At 68.1% G+C, this 17,188-nt stretch carries 16 protein-coding genes; 9 read left to right on the forward strand and 7 right to left on the reverse strand.

The window, feature by feature from the left end; genetic code table 11:
• Positions 1-23 precede the first annotated feature (23 nt).
• On the forward strand, positions 24-464 hold the full coding sequence (locus tag ACFOWZ_RS34020; RefSeq protein WP_382378053.1) for an ester cyclase: 441 nt from the start codon (positions 24-26) through the stop codon (positions 462-464).
• Here the strand turns inward: ACFOWZ_RS34020 and ACFOWZ_RS34025 are convergent.
• The 5 genes from ACFOWZ_RS34025 to ACFOWZ_RS34045 all read right to left on the reverse strand — a co-directional run bounded on the left by ACFOWZ_RS34025 (position 461) and on the right by ACFOWZ_RS34045 (position 4,006).
• Positions 461-1,360 (reverse strand): asparaginase, encoded by a 900-nt coding sequence (locus ACFOWZ_RS34025; RefSeq protein WP_382378054.1) that lies wholly within the window; start codon positions 1,358-1,360, stop codon positions 461-463. The two genes, ACFOWZ_RS34020 and ACFOWZ_RS34025, sit on opposite strands and share 4 nt — an antisense overlap.
• The gene (locus ACFOWZ_RS34030) at positions 1,341-2,108 is read right to left on the reverse strand and encodes an amino acid ABC transporter permease (RefSeq protein WP_382378055.1); all 768 of its coding nucleotides are present in this window, start codon (positions 2,106-2,108) and stop codon (positions 1,341-1,343) included. The genes ACFOWZ_RS34025 and ACFOWZ_RS34030 overlap by 20 nt, the downstream gene beginning before the upstream one ends.
• Entirely contained in the window at positions 2,108-2,722 is a 615-nt protein-coding gene (locus tag ACFOWZ_RS34035; protein WP_030468402.1) for an amino acid ABC transporter permease, read from the reverse strand. Before ACFOWZ_RS34035 ends, ACFOWZ_RS34030 begins: the two co-directional genes overlap by 1 nt.
• Entirely contained in the window at positions 2,719-3,597 is an 879-nt protein-coding gene (locus tag ACFOWZ_RS34040; protein ID WP_382378056.1) for a glutamate ABC transporter substrate-binding protein, read from the reverse strand. The genes ACFOWZ_RS34035 and ACFOWZ_RS34040 overlap by 4 nt, the downstream gene beginning before the upstream one ends.
• Positions 3,598-3,799: 202 nt before the next feature.
• A complete protein-coding gene (locus ACFOWZ_RS34045; RefSeq protein ID WP_030468404.1) occupies positions 3,800-4,006 on the reverse strand; it encodes a cold-shock protein in 207 nt (68 codons plus the stop codon).
• Between the two features lie 239 nt (positions 4,007-4,245).
• Between ACFOWZ_RS34045 and ACFOWZ_RS34050 the strand changes: the two genes are divergently transcribed.
• Both ACFOWZ_RS34050 and ACFOWZ_RS34055 read left to right on the forward strand, forming a co-directional pair.
• Positions 4,246-4,464 carry a hypothetical protein gene (locus tag ACFOWZ_RS34050; protein ID WP_382378057.1) on the forward strand — a complete coding sequence of 73 codons (219 nt, stop codon included), beginning with the start codon at positions 4,246-4,248 and terminating at the stop codon, positions 4,462-4,464.
• Between the two features lie 73 nt (positions 4,465-4,537).
• The gene (locus ACFOWZ_RS34055; protein WP_382378058.1) at positions 4,538-5,230 is read left to right on the forward strand and encodes a hypothetical protein; all 693 of its coding nucleotides are present in this window, start codon (positions 4,538-4,540) and stop codon (positions 5,228-5,230) included.
• Positions 5,231-5,267: 37 nt separating this feature from the next.
• Here the strand turns inward: ACFOWZ_RS34055 and ACFOWZ_RS34060 are convergent, their stop codons facing one another.
• Positions 5,268-6,371 (reverse strand): sugar ABC transporter substrate-binding protein, encoded by a 1,104-nt coding sequence (locus tag ACFOWZ_RS34060; RefSeq protein WP_382378084.1) that lies wholly within the window; start codon positions 6,369-6,371, stop codon positions 5,268-5,270.
• A gap of 229 nt (positions 6,372-6,600) precedes the next feature.
• Between ACFOWZ_RS34060 and ACFOWZ_RS34065 the strand changes: the two genes are divergently transcribed.
• From ACFOWZ_RS34065 to ACFOWZ_RS34075, 3 genes are all read left to right on the forward strand, one after another.
• The gene (locus ACFOWZ_RS34065) at positions 6,601-8,307 is read left to right on the forward strand and encodes a S8 family peptidase (protein WP_382378085.1); all 1,707 of its coding nucleotides are present in this window, start codon (positions 6,601-6,603) and stop codon (positions 8,305-8,307) included.
• A gap of 129 nt (positions 8,308-8,436) precedes the next feature.
• Positions 8,437-9,222: a chitosanase gene (locus ACFOWZ_RS34070; RefSeq protein WP_382378059.1), complete on the forward strand. Its 786-nt coding sequence runs from the start codon at positions 8,437-8,439 to the stop codon at positions 9,220-9,222.
• 111 nt (positions 9,223-9,333) lie between these two features.
• On the forward strand, positions 9,334-10,122 hold the full coding sequence (locus ACFOWZ_RS34075) for a chitosanase (RefSeq protein ID WP_382378060.1): 789 nt from the start codon (positions 9,334-9,336) through the stop codon (positions 10,120-10,122).
• Positions 10,123-10,198: 76 nt separating this feature from the next.
• On the opposite strand, the gene ACFOWZ_RS34080 is transcribed toward ACFOWZ_RS34075, so the two are convergent.
• Positions 10,199-13,129: a glycine--tRNA ligase gene (locus ACFOWZ_RS34080; protein WP_382378086.1), complete on the reverse strand. Its 2,931-nt coding sequence runs from the start codon at positions 13,127-13,129 to the stop codon at positions 10,199-10,201.
• Between the two features lie 458 nt (positions 13,130-13,587).
• Here ACFOWZ_RS34080 and ACFOWZ_RS34085 point away from each other — a divergent pair, with 458 nt between their 5' ends.
• From ACFOWZ_RS34085 to serS, 3 genes are all read left to right on the forward strand, one after another.
• Positions 13,588-15,156 (forward strand): LCP family protein, encoded by a 1,569-nt coding sequence (locus ACFOWZ_RS34085; RefSeq protein WP_382378061.1) that lies wholly within the window; start codon positions 13,588-13,590, stop codon positions 15,154-15,156.
• Positions 15,157-15,272: 116 nt separating this feature from the next.
• On the forward strand, positions 15,273-15,758 hold the full coding sequence (locus tag ACFOWZ_RS34090; RefSeq protein WP_382378062.1) for a helix-turn-helix domain-containing protein: 486 nt from the start codon (positions 15,273-15,275) through the stop codon (positions 15,756-15,758).
• A gap of 81 nt (positions 15,759-15,839) precedes the next feature.
• The gene (serS, locus tag ACFOWZ_RS34095) at positions 15,840-17,150 is read left to right on the forward strand and encodes a serine--tRNA ligase (protein WP_382378063.1); all 1,311 of its coding nucleotides are present in this window, start codon (positions 15,840-15,842) and stop codon (positions 17,148-17,150) included.
• Positions 17,151-17,188: the final 38 nt, after the last annotated feature.

Genomic DNA, 17,188 nt, shown 5'->3' on the forward strand with positions numbered 1-17,188 from the left:
CGTACGTAGGAGGGTCGGCCGGCATGACCGAGTCCAAGGCGCTCAGAGCGCTGCGCGAGGCGATCGTCCTGGAGCACGTGGAGTCGCGGAACGACCACGACTTCGACACCTCCCTGAACACCTTCCCCCACCCCCGGTACGAGATCGTGGCGTCCGGCCAGGTCCTCGACGGCGTGGACGAGGTCCGCGCGTACTGGCAGCGCACCCGCGCGGCGTTTCCGGACCAGCACAGCAAGGTCGTCGAGATCCACCACGCCGACGACGCCGTGATCGTCGAGTTCGAGCTGCAGGGCACGCACCTCGGCAGCCTCGTCGGCGAGGAGGTGACCGGCCGGTCGTTCAAGGTCAGGATGGTCGGTTTGTTCCTGTTCGACAAGGACGTGCTGGTCTGCGAACGGGTGTACGGCGACACCGCGACCGTCATGAACCAGCTCGGCATGCTGGACCTCCCCGAGATGTTCTAGAAGACGGTCCGCACCTGCCCGACGACCTGCCCGCCACCGAGCACCGGCACGGACAGGTGTTCCTTCGCGGGCGACACGTCGTACCCCAGCGCGGCCAGCGCCGTGAGGCCGATCGCCGTGGTGGCACGGGGATTCCCGTCCAGCACCTTCACCGCCACCGCGTGCCCTGCCGCCGTCGCCAGCACGAGAACACCCTCCGCGCCGCCCTTCGCCACCACGCCCGGCAGCAGCTGCATGACGACGGTGTTCACGTGCCCGGTTCCTCCGACGTACTCGGGAAACCTGCGCATGGCATCAGCAACCGGCGTGCGCACCAACTCTCGCATCGCGCGCGCCAAGCCGTGCAACGACAACGCGTACACGGGCGCACCACATCCGTCGATCGCCGTGTGCGCAACGGTCTCCCCCGACAGTTCCTCCATCGTCCGCAACACCAGCTGCTGCAACGGATGCGTGGGCTCCAGATAGGTCTGCGTCGGCCACCGCGCCTCCACGCACGCCGCCAGCATCGCCGCGTGTTTGCCGGAACAGTTCATCCGCACCCGTGACGGTTCGGTCAGCCGGTGCCGAGTCTGGTCGTCCTCCGGCCACGACTCCGGGCAACGCAGCGACTCGACCGGCAACCCGCCCAGCAGCTGCACCACGAGCTCGACGTGCCGGTCCTCCCCCGTGTGCGAGCCGGCCGCGATCGCCAGTGAAGGCCCTTCGAGCGGAGCGCCCGCGGACAGGCAGGCCAACGCCTGGAACGGTTTCATGCACGACCGCGGCAGCACCGGGTCCTCCACCGCGCCGACCGCGACACCCACCTCACCGGACGGCCGCAACCCGACGACGCTGCCGTGGTGCAGGCTCTCCACGAAACCGGACCTGGTGACCTCAGCGAGCAGTGCGGGCACGAGCAGCCTCCAGCCGGTGCGCCAGCCTGGACAACGCCAGGTTGACGACGAGGTAGACGAACGCGACGACGATGAAGGTCTGGATCAGCAGACCGTTGTAGTTGGCGAGCACACGGCCGTTGAACAACAACTCCGTGTAGGAGACGACATACCCCAGCGATGTGTCCTTCAACAGGCTGACGGCCTGAGTCACCAACAACGGTGTCATGTGCCGAACGGCCTGTGGCAGCACCACGAACCGTGTCACCACACCGTCTGGCATGCCCAACGACAACCCGGCCTCGCGCTGCCCCGGATCGACGGACCCGACGCCCGTCCGGAAGATCACCGCGTAGGAGGCCGCGTGCGACAACGCCAGCGGCACCACGAGCTTCCAGAACAGCGGCAGGTTCACACCGAACGACGGCAGCACGAACAGCATCACGTACACGAGCAGCAGCACCGGAACCGTGCGCATGACCTCGGCGTACGCCCGTGTGAACCGGTTGGGCCGCAACGCGAGCAGCAAGCCGCCCGCCATCGCCAGCACCCCCGTCGCACAGGCCGCCGCCGCCGTCGACCACAGGCCCGAGAGCAGGTACCGCCACACGGGCCAGGTCAGGTACGGCCTCCACCGAACCGGGTCCAGCTGCCCGTTCGCCGCGAACTGCCGCAACCCCAGCGCGAGCAGCCCTGCGAGCACGAAAACGGACACCACCGAGACCCAGAAGACCCTGCGGCGGAACCGTGGACCGGGAACGTCGAACATCAGGCCAACCGCCGTTCCAGCGCCCGCGCGCCGAACCCGATGCCGGCGGCCATCACCAGATAACAGAGTCCGACGCCGGTGAAGACGAGCAACGGCCGTGCGAGCTCCAGGTTGATCCGTTGTGCCGCACGGGTCATGTCCACCACGCCGACGACACCGGCCAGTGCCGTCGCCATCGTCAACGCGATCGCGATGTTCGCCAACGGCTGCACAACTCTCCGACCAGCCTGAGGAAGGATCACGTGCCGCAACGACTGACGGAACGTGAGCCCCAACGCCCGTGCGGCCTCCCCTTGCCCCAGAGCCACCGAACTCACCCCGGACCGCAACGCCTCCGCCACGAAAGCGGCCTCGTACAGCGCGATCGCCGTGAAAGCCGTCCAGAACAACGGCATCTTCACCCCGACCTCCGGCAGCCCGAACACGAACAGGACCAGCCACGCGAGCAACGGGACGTTGCGCCACACCTCCACGTAGGTCGCACCAACACCACGCAGCAGCGGCACCGGCACGATCCGAAGCACCGCAACGGCAAGACCGACGACAAGCGCTCCCGCGAACGACAGCAGGGTCAGCGCAACGGTGTTCAGGAAGCCTTCGAGGACCAGGCTCATGAGGCGATCGCGGGTGGCGACGGCACGTCGCCGGTGACCACGGTGCCGATCGTCTGCTTCCAGACCTCCTGCCACAGCCCGGACTTGCCGATCTCCCGCAGCCAGTCGTCGACGAACTCCGTGAACTCCGCGTCGCCGTGCCTGATGCCGATGCCGTACGGGTCCTCGGTGAACGGCTCGCCGACCAGCTGGAGCTCGCCGTCCTTCGCCGCGTCCGCCACCAGGATCGCCTGGTCCTGCACGTACGCCTCGCCACGGCCCTGCTTCAACGCCGTCAGGCACTCGGGATCGGAGCCGAACTCGACGATCTGGGCGGTGGGAGCGGCGTCGCGCACCGCCTTCACCCCTGGGGTGTTCGCACCGACGATCACGGTCTTCCCAGCCAGGTCAGCGGGTTTGGTGATGCCGGAGGTGCCCTTGCGGACGGCGATGGACTGCCCCGACTGGTAGTACGGGCCGGCGAACGCGACGCGCTCAGCTCGTTGCGGAGTGATCGTGTAGGTCTGGATGATCACGTCGACGGTGCCGTTGGCCAGCAACGGCTCGCGCGTCTCCGAGGTGGCGCTGAGCAGCTCGGTCCGCGGGCTGCCGACGATGTAGTGGGCGAGGAGCTTGCCGAGGTAGGCGTCGAAACCGGTGAGCTCGCCGCTGATCGGGTCGAGCTGCGAGAGCAACGGCGCGTCCTGGGAGCCGCCGATGAGCAGCTTGCCGCGCTTGCGGATGCGGTCAACGGCCGAACCCGCGGTGACCTGACCTGAGTAGACGGGTGCTTTGGCGAGCAGAGCGTCGATCTTGCCGCCGCCCGGCACCGCGTTCTCACCGCCGGAACATCCGGCCACTAAGAGCAACAGCGCTGCTACGAACAGTCTCCGCATGCCGTCGGACGCTACTAACAGCGATCAACAGAGCACAAGACGCGACCCATGGGGTTTGGGGGCCTGCCCCCAACATGACGACTTCGTCGGCCACCGGCGAAGGCGCCTCAGCACCGAGCAAGGTGGCCGAGCGCGACAAAGCCGCCTGTCCGATACAGGACAAGCGGCTTTGTGACAGATCAGATGTGCTGACCAGTCAGACTCAGACGGCGCGAACGCCCTGAGCCTGCGGACCCTTCTGGCCCTGACCGATCTCGAACTCGACCCGCTGGTTCTCCTCGAGAGCCTTGTAGCCGTTCATCTGGATCTCAGAGTAGTGGACGAACACGTCGGCGCCACCGTTGTCGGGGGAGATGAAGCCGAAGCCCTTCTCCGCGTTGAACCACTTGACGGTGCCCTGTACTGCCATCTTGCTACTTCTCCTCTAACAGGTGCCGGATCGCGCTCGCGACCACCGGGTCAAGTCACGGCGGCGCCTTCTCCGGAACCTGGAGAAACCACGCGCTCGCAACCTCGTTCCGCGAGCGGGGGTGATCCACGAACACGAAACGTACGACCTTGGACAGTCAACCACGCCTCCCCGCTCGCAGTCGAGCCATCGATCTCCACTGATACCGTGAGGTCCCAAACGAGCATGCGGAGGTCCCTGTGCCCGAGCAGACGACGTTGTCGATCAAGGTTTCCGTCGCACCGCGGGTCGCCCACGGGTTGGCGCCGCTCGTCGAGAAGCTCCTGACCAGGGCCGGGTCGCGGCGCCGCAAGCGGGGCGGTGACATCATCACCAACACCTTCTCCGGCACCGCCAACGAGAGCGTGATCCAGATCGGCAAGGTGCGTGGACGGGTCGACGACGACCCGGGACGGTAACCTGGAGGGTCGTTGACCCAGGGGGCCGTGCTTGACCGGCAGCGAACGACTGCTCTTCTTCTTCGTCGGCTTGGTGACCACATTCGTGTTCATCCGCATCAGCGTGCGCATGATCAGGGCGAAGGTGCGTTGGTGGCCGCGCAACATCGTGCACGGCGACACGCACGTGCATCACGTCGTGTTCGGCACCGTGCTGCTGCTCCTGTCCAGCGTCACGGGCCTCGTCATCCCGGACGACCTCTACGGCGCGAGGTGCGCCGCCGCGGCCGGGCTCGGAGTGGGCGCGGCGCTGGTGCTCGACGAGTTCGCGCTGATCCTGCACCTGAGGGACGTCTACTGGACGAAGGCGGGGCGTCTGTCCGTGGACGCCGTCTTCCTCGCCATCGGCCTGACGGGGACGTTCCTGCTCGGCGCACGGCCGCTGGGCTACGACGAGGTGCTCCAGCTGAACCCGGACACGACGCCGACCGACACGTTCACGGCCAGGGTGATCACCATCGGCGTGAACCTGTGCTTCGCCATCGTGGCGCTGCTCAAGGGCAAGATCTGGACGGGCCTGCTCGGGCTGCTGGTGCCTGTGGTGCCCGCGGTGGGGGCCGTGCGGCTGGCCAGGCCGGGCTCACCGTGGGCGCGCTGGCGTTACCCGGAGGGCTCGCGCAAGCTCACGCGGGCGTACCGCCGGGAGGCCCGGATCCGCCAGCCGATCATCAAGGCGAAGATCGCCGTGCAGGAGTTCATCTCGGGACGTCACGACCTGCCGGACTGAGGCTCGTGGCCGGACGCGGCAGGTCGTGACGGGGCCTTCACCCTCCGAGGATGTCCTGCTGGGCGCACGCCTGGGCGACGTCTCCCGCGCACAGTTCCGCGGGCTTGACGATGCCTTCGGTGACGAGCGTCCGCACGGTGTCCTTCTTGATCAACGTCGCACCGAGCAGCACCGACTTGATGTCCCGCCGCGCGACGGGATCCCGCAGGTTGCCGGTGGCGAGGTCGTCGGCACCCTCCAGGTCGCCGCGGGCGATCGCGATGGCCAGCCTGGCCGCGGCCTCGGCCTCGTCGCGCACCGGCTTGTAGACGGTGATGCACTGGTCGCCGCGCAGCACGGCGCGCAGGCCGTCCACAGTGGCGTCCTGGCCGGTGACCGGCACCTTGCCCGCCAGGTTCTTCTTCTTGAGCACGGCGATGACCGCGCCGGCCAGGCCGTCGTTGGCCGCGACCACGCCGTCGACCTTGCCGCCGTTCTCGTTCAGGATCTGCTCGAACAGCTGACCGCCGAGATCGTTGTTCCAGTCCGCGACCGGCTGCGACTTCACGAGCTTCAGGGCACCGCTGTCGTACTTCGTCGACAGCCGCGACTTCTGACCCTGGGTGAACAGCGTGGCGTTGTGGTCGGTCGGCGCGCCCTCGATCTCGATGATCTGCGCACCGGTCTTGTCACCGAGGCAGGCGAGCAGGCCGTCCGCCTGGAGCTGGCCGACGTTCACGCTGTCGAAGCCGACGTGGTACTCCGCCTGGCCACCGAGCGTCACGCGGTCGTAGTCGATGACCGGGATGCCCGCTGCCTTCGCCTTCTTCTGCACGGCGAGGCCTCCCGCCGCCGACAACGGCGTGATCATCAGGACCTTCACCTTGCGGCGGATCATCTCGTCGGCGATCTGGGCGAACTTCGCCTCGTCGCCTTCGGCGTTCTCCATGAACGGTTCGATGTCCGCGTAGTTGAACGCCTGCGAGAGCAACGGCCGATCTTGTTCTTCCCAGCGCGTGGATGTCGTTCGGTCGGGAAGGATTACCCCGACGATTGGTTTGGGTCCACGCCCAGGCAGCGTCGGCGTGCTCTGACCAGCCTCACCGCAGGCAGAGAGGAGAAAGAGCAGGCATGCCGACGATGCCATTACCCGTCTTCGCATAAACGCGGAGTTCATCGCTTGAATGTTGTTAAGTCAAGATTTGTTCTCATAACATCACGCTCCGCTTCCGATCGGCTACAGTTCGATTCCGTACGAAAGGCGCTGATGTCTGGCGAATTTTCGTGCGAGTGTGTCGGACTTGGGCGGCAATCGGGGGCCGCCCCGTGTTGTTGGATCCAGCCCTGACCGGGTGTGAGGAGACAGCTAGGTGAGAACGCGCAGAACCGTGATGGCGGTGGCGGCAACGGTGTCGCTGATCGCCGCGGGCACTTCGGCGGCGGGGGCAGCGCCGGCCTCTACCGCGGGCCAGCAGGACACGGAGTACACCGTCCTCCTGGAGGACCCGGGAAACCGCGACTTCGCGATCGACGCCGTGCACGCGGCGGGTGGCGAGGTCGTGCGGGACAACAAGGCCATCGGTCTGCTGACCGTGAAGGCTCCCGCGAACGGGTTCGTGGAGAAGGTGTCCGCCTCGGACGCGGTCGTCGGGGCCGCGCGATCGACGCCGATCGGGCACGCGCCCGCGGCGAAGGCCGAGAAGACCAAGCGGGACAACGTCGAGAAGGAGAACACGGCGTCGAAGCCGGCCAAGGCTCCTGCCGCGTCGAAGTCGACGGCCGGCATGGACCCGCTGGACGGCGACCTGTGGGGCCTGAACCTCGTCCGCTCGAACATCGCACGGGCCAAGCAGGCCGGTGACAAGCGCGTGTACGTCGGCATTCTCGACACCGGTGTGGACGGTTCCCACCCGGACATCGCGCCGAACTTCAACAACGAGCTGTCGCGCAACTTCACCGTCGACATGCCCAACGACGCCGACGGTGGAGAGTTCGACGGCCCGTGTGAGTTCCGCGGTTGCGTCGACCCGGCCAACTGGGACGACGGCGGCCACGGCACGCACGTCGCCGGCACCATCGGCGCCGCTGCCAACGGTTTCGGCATCTCCGGTGTCGCGCCGAACGTGTCGCTGGTGAACATCCGCGGCGGCCAGGACGCGGGTTCGTTCTTCCTGCAGCCCGTCGTCGACGCCCTGACCTACGGCGCCGACATCGGCCTGGACGTCATCAACATGTCGTTCTACGTCGACCCGTGGTACATGAACTGCATCAACGACTCCACCGCCACGGCGGAGGAGCAGCTGGAGCAGCGCACGATCATCGCGTCCGTGCAGCGCGCGCTGAACTACGCGCACCGCAAGGGCGTCACGCTGATCGGTGCCGCGGGCAACAACCACGAGGACCTCGGCAAGCCGCGTCAGGACGTGCAGAGCCCGAACTACCCGCCGGGCCACAACCGGCCGCGTCCGGTCGACAACGCCACCTGCCTCAACCTGCCGACCGAGGGCAACCACGTCATCTCGGTGTCCGCTCTGGGCCCGTCGGCCGAGAAGTCCGACTACTCGAACTACGGTGTCGAGCAGACCTCGATCTCGGCTCCCGGCGGCTACTTCCGCAGCGGCCTCGGCACGCCGTGGTACCGCACCAACGAGAACATGATCCTGTCCACCTACCCGCGCAACGTCGCCGTCGCCGAGGGCAACGTCGACGAGGCCGGCAACATCACCGAGAAGGGCCTCGGGGCCGGCGTCAAGAAGGCCGTGCAGGGCGACAAGGTCGGCTACTACCAGTTCCTGCAGGGCACCTCGATGGCCGCCCCGCACGCGTCCGGTGTCGCCGCCCTGATCGTCAGCCAGTACGGCAAGAAGGACAAGGGCCGTCCCGGTCTGACCATGGACCCGGACAAGGTCGAGAAGGTGCTCTACAAGACGGCGATCCAGCGCGCGTGCCCGAACCCGCGCACGGTCTCGTACGTCAACGTCGGTCGCACGCCGGAGTTCGACGCCACCTGTGAGGGTGACGCGAAGTTCAACGGCTTCTACGGTCACGGCATCGTGGACGCCTACGGCGCGGTGACCCGCGGCGGTCAGTTCCTGTAGTTCTGCTTGAACCACAAAGGCTCCCGGCTTCGGCCGGGAGCCTTTGCCGTGTCCTGCTCTTGCCCGTGCGAACGCTCTCACGCTACGGTGCCCCGCGTCGCCGCCGATTCCCCTGTGGAACGGAGCGTCATGAAGACGTTTTCACGGCTCGCGGCAACGGTTCTCTGCGCGGCGGTCCTGGTCACCCCCGGCACCGCGCAGGCAGCGGACCTGAACGACCCAGCGCTCAAGGACATCGCGATGCAGCTGGTGTCCAGTGCGGAGAACTCCTCTTTGGACTGGCGCGCCCAGTTCGGTTACGTCGAGGACATCGACGACGGCCGCGGCTACACCGCCGGCATCATCGGCTTCTGCAGCGGCACGGGCGACATGCTCGACCTCGTCCGCCTCTACCGCGACTGGAAGCCAGGCAACGTGCTGGAGAAGTACCTCCCCGCGCTGGAACGCGTGAACGGCACCCCGTCGCACGACGGCCTGGACCCGACCTTCCAGAACGACTGGCGCACGGCCGCGAACGACGGCACGTTCCAGGGCGCGCAGGAGCACGAACGCGACCGCGTGTACTTCAATCCGGCGGTGAACCGCGCGAAGCAGGACGGCGTGCAGGCGCTCGGCCAGTTCATCTACTACGACGCGATCGTCATGCACGGTGACGGCTGGGGCGACCTCGACTTCTCCGGCATCCGCCAGCGCGCTCTGAACTCCGGGGCCCGTCCGTCCGCCCAGGGCGGCGACGAGGTCCAGTGGCTGCACGCGTTCCTCGACGCGCGGGTCTGGACGATGAAGCAGGAGCCCGCCCACGAGGAAACCAGCCGGGTGGACACCGCGCAGCGCCGGTTCCTCGACGAGGGCAAGCTCAACCTCGAACGGCCGCTGCAGTGGCACGTCTACGGCGACTACTTCGAGATCTCCTGAGCCAAATGTCCGTTTCGCGAATTAGTAAAGACTCTTGCCAGTAAAGGTGTGGACCCCTTACCGTTGCTCTCACGCCGCCCGGGACCCCAATCCCTGCCCGGAGGAAAATTCGTGAAGATCTCTGGTCGCCTCGCGGCCGCGCTGCTGACGTGCGCCGCGCTCATCACCACCACCGCAACGACCGCCTCTGCGGCCAACCTCGACGAACCGCGCCTCAAGGACATCGCGATGCAGATCGTGTCCAGCGCGGAGAACTCCTCTTTGGACTGGAAAGCGCAGTTCGGCTACATCGAGGACATCAAGGACGGCCGCGGCTACACCGCGGGGATCATCGGTTTCTGCAGTGGTACCGGTGACATGCTCGACCTGGTCGAGCTGTACAAGTCCAAGAAACCCGGCAACGTGCTGGAGAAGTACCTTCCCGCACTGCGCAAGGTGAACGGGACGGCATCCCATTCGGGCCTCGACCCCAACTACACCAAGGACTGGAAGACCGCGGCCAAGGACTCCGCCTTCAAGGCGGCACAGGAGTCCGAGCGCGACCGCGTGTACTTCAACCCGGCCGTGAAGCAGGGCAAGGCCGACGGAGTGCGGGCTCTTGGCCAGTTCGCCTACTACGACGCGATCGTCGTGCACGGCGACGGTGGCGACAAGACCAGCTTCAGCAACATCCGCAAACGCGCGCTCGGCAAGGCGAAGCCACCGTCACAGGGCGGTGACGAGCGCACGTGGCTCAACGCCTTCATGGACGCCCGCGTGTGGGCCATGAAACAGGAGGCGGCCCACGAGGACGTCACCCGCATCGAGACCGCGCAGCGCGTGTGGCTCAAGGCCGGCAACTTCGACCTGAAGACGCCGCTGAAGTGGAAGGTCTACGGCGACAGCTACACGATCAACTAACCCCTCGCTTGCGATGAACGGCGCTTTTGTCCACTTGAGGTGGACAAAAGCGCCGTTCATCGTTCACCAGATCGGGTTACAGCTGCGTCCAGTCCAGCACCGGCGCCGCGAAGTCGCGGATCGACGCCAGCAGCCCGAGCCGTGCCGCCTTCACCTTCTCGTCCTCGGCCATCACGAGCACCTCGTCGAAGAACGTGTTGATCGGCCCGGTCAGCCCCTCGGCCGCCGCGACGAACGCAGCCAGCCCGGTCACGCCGCGCGGGACGCCGTCGAACGCCTTGTGCAGCGCCACTTCCGCCGGCTCCGACAACACCGAGGCGTCGTAGGAACCCTCGACGGAGGCCGGGACGATTCGCCGCACCCGTTGCAGGGCGGCCGCCAGTGCGTCGAAGGACTCCTTGCCCGCCAACGACTCCAGCTGCGCCAGCGTCTCGTCGGCCAGCACCGGCGAGTCGGCCAGCGGCAGCACCGCCTGGACGAAGCGGTGCTCGTGGCCCGCGTCGAGCAGCGCCTGCTCGTAGCGGCGCACCGCGAACTCGCGCGCGGTCTCCAGCGCCTCAGCGGACACGTCCAGGCCTTCCGCGGCCAGGGACAGCGCCACCGGCAGGGTGATCGCCCGCAGGTCCGGGAAGGCCCGCAGCACCGTCACCGCGCCCAGGGCCGCGCGACGCAGGCCGAACGGGTCCGAGGAACCGGTCGGCTGCGCGCCGATGCCGAACAGGCCCGCCAGCAGGTCGAAGCGGTCGGCCAGGGACAGCAGCGCACCAGGCACGGACGACGGCAGCGCGTCACCGGCCGAGCGCGGGAGTTCCATCTCCCACAACGCCAAGGCGACCTCCGGGGTCTCCCCCGCGCGCGCCGCGTACTCGCGGGCCATCACACCGGCCAGCGACGACAACTCGATGACCATCTGCGAGCCGAGGTCGAACTTCGCCAGCGCGCCCGCGCGGTCCAGCGTCTCGCGGTCGACGTCCACCACGCCCCCGAAACGCCCGGCCAGCGCGGCGATGCGACCCGCGCGGTCCGCCATCGAACCCAGCTTGTCCGCGAACGTCAGCTTCGCGAGACCCGCCTTCATCTCGTCCAGCGGCGTCTTGAGGTCGGCGCGCCAGAAGAACGCCGCGTCCTCGTACCGTGCGCGCAGCACGGCCTCGTTGCCCGCACGGACCAGGTCGGCGTCCACGGAACCGTTCGCCACGGCCACGAAGTGCGGCAGCAGGGACCCGTCTGCCGCACGGACCGGCAGGTACCGCTGGTGCTTGCGCATGACCGTGGTGAGGATCTGGGCCGGCAGCTCCAGGTACCGCTCCTCGAACGAGCCGAGGATCGGCGTCGGCCACTCGACCAGGTTCGTGACCTCGTCCAGCAGCCCGTCGACCTCGACGACACCGCCGACCGACGCCGCCAGCGACTGCGCGGCCTCCACGATCGCAGCGGCACGCACCGAGGCGTCGACCTGGATCCCGTGCCCCGCCAGGAACTCCAGGTAACCGTCCGCAGTGGACACTTCCACCACCGGCTCGGCGGCGGTCCGGTGCACGCGGGTGACGGTCCCGGAAGCCAGCGACGACACCGAGACCGGCACCGGCGTCGAGCCGAGCAGCGCGAGGAGCCAGCGGATCGGCCGGGTGAACGACAGCTTCGGGTCGTTCCACTTCATGTTCTTCTCGGCCCGCAGGTCGGAGACGACCTCGGCCAGCAGTCCGCTCAGCACCTCGACGGCGCCGCGGCCGGCGTCGGTCTTCGTCAGCGCGACGAACTCGACGTCGTTCTCGACCACGCGTCCCAACGCGGACACCTCGACGCCCTGGCCGCGTGCGAAACCCTGCACGGCCTTGGTCGGGTTCCCGTCAGCGTCGAACGCGGCCGACACCCGCGGGCCGCGCACCGTGCGCTCGGCGTCCGGCTCGCGCGGCGCCACCGCGGGCACCTGCACGACGATCCGGCGCGGGGTGCCGTGCACGGTCACCTCGCCGTGCGTCAGCCGGGTCGCGTCCAGCTTCGACGTGACGGCAAGACGCACCGCCTCGACGGTCCGGAGCACTTCGGCGGGAGGCAGTTCCTCGGTGCCGATCTCGAACAGCAGCGTCGCGGGAGCGACCACGTCCTGGAACGACGAGGGCTTCTCGGCGGCGGCCGGAACCGCCGCGACGCCGAGCGGGTGTCCGAGCTCCGACCGGCGCTCGGCCCACAACGCGGCGACCTCACGCGCCAGGCCGCGCATCCGTCCGAACGCACGCGCGCGCTCGGTCGTGGAGATCGATCCGCGCGCGTCCAGCACGTTGAAGATGTGCGAGCACTTCAGCACGAAGCTGTGCGCGGGCACTGGAAGACGGGCGTCGAGCATCCGACGCGCCTCGGCCGCGAACTCCTCGAAGAGGCGCTTGTTCGCCTCCACGTCCGCGTCGTCGAGGTAGTACCGCGACATCTCGTACTCGGCCTGGCCGAACGCCTCGCCGTAGGAGATTCCGGGGGCGTACGCGATCTTCTTGAAGTGGTCGACGCCCTGCAGCGCCATCATGATCCGCTCGATGCCGTAGGTGATCTCCACCGACACCGGGTCGAGCGTCATGCCGCCGGCCTGCTGGAAGTACGTGAACTGGGTGATCTCCAGGCCGTCCAGCCAGACCTCCCAGCCGAGGCCCCAGGCTCCCAGCGCGGGCGAGGCCCAGTTGTCCTCGACGAACCGGACGTCGTGCGCGCGGACGTCGATGCCCAGCGCCTCCAGCGAACCGAGGTAGAGCTCCTGGGGGTCGCCCGGGTCGGGCTTGAGGATCACCTGGAACTGGGTGTGCGTCTGCAGCCGGTTCGGGTTCTCGCCGTAACGGGCGTCGTCGGGCCGCACGGACGGCTCCACGTACGCGACGCGCCACGGCTCGGGACCCAGCACCCGCAGCACGGTGGCCGGGTTCAGCGTTCCCGCCCCGACCTCGGTGTTGAACGGCTGCACCACGATGCAACCTCGGTCGGTCCAGTACTTGGTCAGCGCGAGCAGCGCGTCCTGCATCGTCAACACGGCGACGAGTCTACGAAACGGACAAAACCGCTGGTCAAGGGGCCTTGATCGGGTGGCCTCCACCACTGTGTCACGCTTTGCACAACCGAGTGGAGTCTCCGCACGTCTACTTGGTGTACCCGAATGTGCCGAGAGGAGTGGGTGTGGACAACCGGCCGCCGAGGCCAGGAGACCCGAACGGTTCTCCCAGGCGACCCTCAGCCACCCCGCGTCCCCAGGCGGGTCAGCCCCGACGTCCGCAGGTCCCGCCACGTGCGTCGGAGCCGCCGCGCCGTGAGCCGCGGCAGCAACCCGGCCGGTCGGAACCGCCGAAGCGCTCCGAACCGCCGCGTCGTGAGCCGCAACGCCGCGAACCGCCGAAGCGCGAGTCCGCGAGCAGGAGCGAACCCCCGCGCCGGGAGCCCCAGCGCCCCGCTCGTGCCACGTCGTCCGGCCCGCGGCCCCGTCCGGTGGCCGACCGCCCGACGGTCCGCACGACACCGGCCAAGGCGAAGCAGACCCCCGCGGCCCGGCCGCGTCCCAGGCCCGCGGCGGCCCGCCGTCCGAGTGCCGCCAAGCGCGGCGCGTCGACCGGCGCCAAGATCTTCGTCAGCATGCTGTCCGCGGTGATCCTGCTGGTCACCGGCATCGCGTGGCAGAACCTGAAGTCGCTGACCGACGGCCTCACCAAGCAGGACCTGAACCTCGCCGACGCCGGGGAGAAGCCCGCCGACGGCGCGATCGACATCCTGCTGGTCGGCATGGACAGCCGCACCGACTCCAAGGGCAACCCGCTCCCGCAGAACATCCTCAACGAGCTGCAGGCGGGCGGCAGCGACGACGGCGGTTTCAACACCGACACGCTGATCCTGCTGCACATCCCGAACGACAGCGGCAAGGCCTACGCGGTGTCGTTCCCGCGCGACTCCTACGTGAAGATCGCGGGCGGGTTCGGGCGGCACAAGATCAACTCTGCCTACGGTTACGCCAAGGGTCAAGCCGCCGAGAAGCTCCAGGGCAGCGGCAAGAGCGCCCCGGACATCGAGATGGAGTCGCGCAAGGCCGGCGCGAACAACCTCATCGAGACCATCGAGAACCTGACCAGCGTCAAGATCGACCACTACGCCGAGGTCAACCTGGTCGGCTTCTACGAGATCACCAAGGCCATCGGCGGCATCGACGTCTGCCTCAACAAGAACGTCCGTGACAGCTTCTCCGGCGCGAACTTCAAGGCGGGCCCGCAGACGATCGAGGGCAAGAGCGCGCTGGCGTTCGTCCGGCAGCGCCACGGCCTGCCCATGGGCGACCTGGACCGCGTCGTGCGCCAGCAGGTCTTCATGGCGGGCCTCGCGAAGAAGATGCTCTCGGCGGGCGTGCTCACCGACAGCAAGAAGCGCAACGACATGATCAAGGCCGTGAGCGGCGCGATCGTGCTCGACGACGGCTGGGACATCACCAAGTTCGCCCTGCAGATGAAGGACATGACGGGCGGCAACATGACGTTCCAGACGATCCCGACCGGCAACCCAGACCTGCAGACGCCCGAGGACGGCTCGGCGGTCGAGGTCGACGAGTCCGAGGTGCACGCGTTCGTGAAGAGCCTCGGCAAGGCCCCGGCGACCTCCACGCCGGTGGACCCGAAGTTCAACAACGCCTCGGTGACCGTGGACGTCCGCAACGCCTCGGGCCAGGCGGGTCTCGCGGCCCAGGTGCAGCAGTCGCTCGTCGCGAAGGGCTTCAAGGCGGGCCAGACCGGCAACGCCGAGGCGATGGCGAAGTCGGTCGTCCGCTACGGCAAGGGCGGCGAGGCCGGCGCGAACGCGGTCCAGAACGCGCTCGGCGGCATGAAGATCGAGGAGGACGTCAACATCCCGGCCGGCACGGCCCGCGTCTTCCTCGGCTCGGACTACTCCGGCCCCGGCGCGCAGGGCTTCAAGAGCTCCGGAGCGCTCAACCTGGACGGTGCGCGGCAGCAGCCCGCACCCGACCCGAACGCCCCCACGCCCATCACCGCAGACGGCGTACGCTGCGTAAACTGATACACAGAGTAGAGCGGCGTACCCCGTTCGGGGGATTCTGCCAGTAAGTTGCGTAAGCGCCGAAGCACTGGCGCCTTCCATCACCGTGAGACCCGCTCACGGGGTGGAGGGACCAAGTGCACACTGCGAACGGCCAAATCGACACAGTGGCGTACCAGCGCGTGCTCGGTGATGAGATCCGCAGCCTTCGCAAGCAGCGCGGATGGACCCGCAAAGAGCTCAACAAGCGCCTGCAGACCGAGATCTCGCTGCAGACGCTGGCGACCTACGAGCTCGGCACCCGCCAGTGCTCCGTCGTGCGCCTGGTGGAGATCTGCCACGCGCTCGACGTCCCGGCGCACGAGGTGCTCGCCCGCGTTCACGAACGCTTCTTCGGCGACGCCCCGGCAGGCCACCTGACGCTGAACCTCGCCGCCGTCGCCGCCACCGACAACCCGCGCCTGGTGCCGCTGCGCCGGTGGGCCGCGGGACGCCTGCACGTGCTGCCGCCGGGCGCCTCGCCCGAGGTGCACCTCGACCTGCCCGCCCTGGAGAACATGGCACAGCTGTGCCAGCTGCCGACCGTCGAGCTGATCCGAATCCTGCGCGGCATGACCCGCTGACCCCACCGTCTTTTTACGGCCCCGGACAAATACATTTCCCGGACGCGATACACTCGGCGCACTGGGAATGCGTTTATCTCATTGTCCGGATTGGAGCCGACCGTGCACGACCACCACGTCCTCTTGGCCGACGCCGAGAGCGCGACGCGCCGCCTCGCCCGGCGCGGGTTCGCGTTCGACCCGGAGCCGCTGAGGGACCTGTCCTCCCGGCGGGTCGCGGCGATCAAGACCGGGGACGACCTTCGTGCACAGTCCAAGCAGGTCGCGGCGGAGGTGCAGCGCCAGGCCAAGGCCGGCGGTGACATCGAGGGTCTCAAGGCCCAGGCGCGCGATCTGAAGGAGAAGATCAAGGAATCGGAAACCGAGGTCGCGCAGCTGCAGGCGGAACTGCGCGAAGTTCTGCTCGGCATTCCCAACTTTCCTCTCGACGAAATTCCGGACGGTTTCTCCGAGGAAGAGGCGCGCGAACTCCGCACGTGGGGCGAGGTGCCGAAATTCGACTTCGAGCCGAAGGACCACGTCGACCTCGCCGAGGCGATGGGGATCTTCGACTTCGGTCGCGCCACCAAGCTCGCCGGACCGCGGTTCGCCGTGGGCCGCAGCGCGGGTGCGCGCCTGGAGCGCGGGCTGGTGAACTTCCTGCTCGACCTGCACACCCAGCAGCACGGGTACGAGGAGTTCTCGGTTCCGCACCTGGTCAACGCCCCCACGATGACGGGCACGGGCCAGCTGCCGAAGTTCGAGGAGGACCTCTTCAAGACCTCCGTCGGCGACCGGGCGCTCTACCTCATCCCGACCGCCGAGGTGCCGCTCACGAACTTCTACGCGAACGAGATCCTCGACCGCCGTCAGCTGCCGCTCGCGTTCACCACGCACACGCCGTGCTACCGGTCGGAGGCGGGCTCGTACGGCCGAGACACCCGCGGCATCCTGCGCCTGCACCAGTTCGCCAAGGTCGAGATGGTCCGGCTGTGCGAGGCGGGCCAGGCCCTGACCGAGCTGGAGAAGATGCTCGGCCACGCCGAGGCGTGCCTGCAGAAGCTCGGTCTCGCGTACCGCGTGGTCGTGCTCGCCGCCGGTGACACCGGGTTCTCCTCGGAGATCACCTACGACCTCGAGGTGTGGCTGCCGAGCCAGGACCGCTACCGCGAGATCTCGTCCTGCTCGAGCTGCAACACGTTCCAGGCCCGGCGCGCGAACATCCGCACGACCGACGCGGACGGCAACCGCCAGTTCGTCGCCACGCTGAACGGCTCCGGCCTCCCGATCGGCCGCACGGTCGCGGCGATCCTGGAGCAGGGCCAGCAGGAGGACGGTTCCGTGGTGATGCCCGAGGCGCTCGTGCCGTACCTGGGCTTCTCGCGGATCCAGCCGGACGGCAAGACCGTCTGAGTCTCGTTGCCAAATCCATGAACGGCGCTTTTGTGCAC

Source organism: Lentzea rhizosphaerae (assembly GCF_042649515.1).
Taxonomy (GTDB): Bacteria; Actinomycetota; Actinomycetes; order Mycobacteriales; family Pseudonocardiaceae; genus Lentzea; species Lentzea aerocolonigenes.

Coding starts and splice junctions, on each gene's coding strand:
- ACFOWZ_RS34040 (WP_382378056.1), bottom strand. CDS start 3,597: ATGCGGAGACTGTTCGTAGCAGCGCTGTTGCTCTTAGTGGCCGGATGT.
- ACFOWZ_RS34045 (WP_030468404.1), bottom strand. CDS start 4,006: ATGGCAGTACAGGGCACCGTCAAGTGGTTCAACGCGGAGAAGGGCTTC.
- ACFOWZ_RS34020 (WP_382378053.1), top strand. CDS start 24: ATGACCGAGTCCAAGGCGCTCAGAGCGCTGCGCGAGGCGATCGTCCTG.
- ACFOWZ_RS34035 (WP_030468402.1), bottom strand. CDS start 2,722: ATGAGCCTGGTCCTCGAAGGCTTCCTGAACACCGTTGCGCTGACCCTG.
- ACFOWZ_RS34030 (WP_382378055.1), bottom strand. CDS start 2,108: ATGTTCGACGTTCCCGGTCCACGGTTCCGCCGCAGGGTCTTCTGGGTC.
- ACFOWZ_RS34065 (WP_382378085.1), top strand. CDS start 6,601: ATGGCGGTGGCGGCAACGGTGTCGCTGATCGCCGCGGGCACTTCGGCG.
- ACFOWZ_RS34070 (WP_382378059.1), top strand. CDS start 8,437: ATGAAGACGTTTTCACGGCTCGCGGCAACGGTTCTCTGCGCGGCGGTC.
- ACFOWZ_RS34060 (WP_382378084.1), bottom strand. CDS start 6,371: ATGCGAAGACGGGTAATGGCATCGTCGGCATGCCTGCTCTTTCTCCTC.
- ACFOWZ_RS34080 (WP_382378086.1), bottom strand. CDS start 13,129: ATGCAGGACGCGCTGCTCGCGCTGACCAAGTACTGGACCGACCGAGGT.